The following is a 2,371-nucleotide window of genomic DNA, read 5'->3' as shown; positions in this document are numbered from 1 at the left end:
CAGTCGGTCAGCGGGATGAAGCCCAGCGTCAGGTCGGCCAATCCGCTCACGAGGCGTCGCCCTTCAGCACGCCGGCGAAGGCCAGCAGGTCGGCGGCGACCGTTCCGATCGCCTTGCCCCGGTCCATGGCCAGCTTGCGCAGCAGGCGATAGGCGCCGTCCTCGTCCAGCCCGCGCTCCTTCATCAGCAGGCCCTTCGCCCGCTCGACGGTCTTGCGCGACTCCAGATCGGCCTTGGCCTTGGCCAGGTCGCCGCGCAGTTGCTGGGTCAGGGCGAACCGGCTGATGGCCACGTCGAGGATCGAGCGCACCCGGCTGGGCGTCAGGCCGTCGACGACATAGGCCGCGACCCCGGCCCGGACGGCCTGTTCGGCCAGACCCGGCTCGGAGCGGTCCACGAACATCACGACGGCGCGCGGATTGTGCTGCCCGGCTTCGCGCAAGCTTTCCAGGGTGTCTCGATCTGGACTGTCGGCGGCGATCACCACCACGTCGGGGGCGAAGGCCGCGGCCTCGCGCTCGTCGAACGTGGCCGCGCGGCGCACCTCCAGCGGCTGCACGCCCTCCAGCCCCTCGGCCACGAGGGCGGCGCGCGCGGGATCCGGATCAATGACGAGGACGCGCATGCCCTCCGCCCTAAGTCCGTCCGGCGAAAGGGGGGAGCGGTGAAGGTCCATTGGGGGCGGAGTTACTCGATCAGCCTTGTATTTGCACACCATAGCCTGAAATAGCGGCGCCGGACGCCCTGGCAAGTCGCCACAGGCGCGCCGCTCGCGTCGCGCCCGTAGCTTGACCGATCAGCGCCCGCCGGCGAACGGCCCGCGCAGCTGGATCCAGGCCGCCGGCCGCTTCTTCGTCCGCGCGGTCAGGTCGTCGCGCAGGGCGGCGTAACGCGGGTCCATCAGGCTGGCCAAGGCGTAGGTGCCCACCGCGTTGGACACATCCCAGGGATGGGGCGCGTATTCCTTCTGTCCGGCGGCGGCGCGGTCGCGGTCGAACTGGATCTTCGAGTTGGCGAACTCGACATGGACCTTCTCCCCTTTGGCGTAGGGGGCCAGCCAGTCCAGCGCGCCCGGCAGGTTGGCGCCGACGGGGCTCTTCCAGGTGAACCAATCCTCGCCGTGAGCCTGGGCCGACAGGGCCGCCATCATCAGCGGGTCCAAGTCGTAGGTGACGTAGTGGATGGCGTCGCGCTCGTGGAAGTCGAACACCGTGCCGTCGGCGCGCAGGTTGGCGGTGACCTGGGCGCGGTAGGCCGCCCTGGCCCGGTCGACCAGCTTGGCGTCGCCGGTCTGAAACGCGGCCATGACCGCCAGCTTGACCCGGTGGCTTTGCCAGTTGGTCTCGAAGTTCTTCGGCTTGGCGTCCATCGCGTCGAGATAGCCGGCGGCCATGCCGCGCCACAGCTTATCGACCTTGGCGCGGGTCGCGGCCGGCAGGTCGGCCTCGGTCAGGTCGTAGGCCATCAGCAGCGTGTCGAAGCCGGTCTCGTCGATCGGGTTGAACGACGGCTCGTAGATGTCGGCCCAGGCCTCCAGATAGCGGCCGGCCTGGTCCAGATAGGCCCGGTCGCCGGTCAGCCGCCAGGCCAGGGCCAGGTTCAGCACGATCGGCTGGTCTTCCTTGGCCTTCAGGCTGATCTCGCGGATGCCCTTGCCCGGCAGGGTGCCTTCGGTGTGCAGCTTGGGGATCGCGCCCGGCGGACGGGTCAGGGCGGCTTTCGCCTTGGCGAGCACCTCCTGGGCCGCCGGCGTCTGGGCCGCGCGCCCCTTTCCTAGGCCTTGGGCGTAGTCGGGACCCAGGATGGCGTAGTCGGCCGCCCGGGCCGTCGTCGCCAGGACCGGCGAGGCCAGAAGGGCCAGGGCGCAGGCCGCGCCCGTCAGCAAGGTCTTCATGTGACGCGTCTCTTCGTACTGGGAAAGAAAAAGGGCCGGGCGATGAGCCCGGCCCTTGCTGGAAGGAAGGATCAGAACTTGGCGCGCATCGTCACCTGGTAGGTGCGGCCGTCGTAGTCGATCCGGCGCGGCAGCATCGGGTCGTTCTCGTACTCGGAGCGCGTCGCGTCGGTCAGGTTGAACGCATCGACCGAGATGCTGAGATCCTTGGTGACATTGTACGAGGCCGAGGCGTCCAGCTGGCTGCGCGCCTTGACCGTGCGAGCGTCGCCGACGAACGAGTTGCCGGCTGCCAGATCGTACTTGTCGCGCCAGTTGTAGACGAGACGGACGCCGAACTTGTCGGATTCGTAGTAGCCGATGACGTTGAGGTTGTTCTCCGACACGCTGGGCAGGGTGATCGCCTTGCCCGCCTGATCCTTGCCGTCGATGGTGGTGTAGGAATAGTTGAACGCGCCGCCGAAGTCCTTCCAGAAG

3 protein-coding genes are annotated in these 2,371 nt (G+C 68.6%); all 3 read right to left on the bottom strand.

The genetic code is table 11. From position 1 onward, the window contains the following. Positions 1–46: 46 nt before the first annotated feature. A complete protein-coding gene (locus tag AC1DZ6_RS23645; protein WP_477099549.1) occupies positions 47–625 on the bottom strand; it encodes an ANTAR domain-containing response regulator in 579 nt (192 codons plus the stop codon). A 171-nt stretch (positions 626–796) separates the two neighbouring features. Continuing rightward, positions 797–1,894: an alginate lyase family protein gene (locus AC1DZ6_RS23640; protein WP_477099548.1), complete on the bottom strand. Its 1,098-nt coding sequence runs from the start codon at positions 1,892–1,894 to the stop codon at positions 797–799. 71 nt (positions 1,895–1,965) lie between these two features. Further along, the coding region (locus AC1DZ6_RS23635) for a TonB-dependent receptor domain-containing protein (RefSeq protein ID WP_477099547.1) at positions 1,966–2,371 on the bottom strand (406 nt) is incomplete at its 5' end.

This window comes from Caulobacter sp. P1_B12_2 (assembly GCF_056406675.1).
The sequence above is the reverse complement of the archived record's forward strand: the minus strand, read 5'-3'. Positions and strand labels throughout refer to the sequence as shown.

Bases quoted from the DNA above. Each gene is read 5' to 3' on its own strand.
- AC1DZ6_RS23645 (WP_477099549.1), bottom strand. From the start codon at position 625: ATGCGCGTCCTCGTCATTGATCCGGATCCCGCGCGCGCCGCCCTCGTG.
- AC1DZ6_RS23640 (WP_477099548.1), bottom strand. From the start codon at position 1,894: ATGAAGACCTTGCTGACGGGCGCGGCCTGCGCCCTGGCCCTTCTGGCC.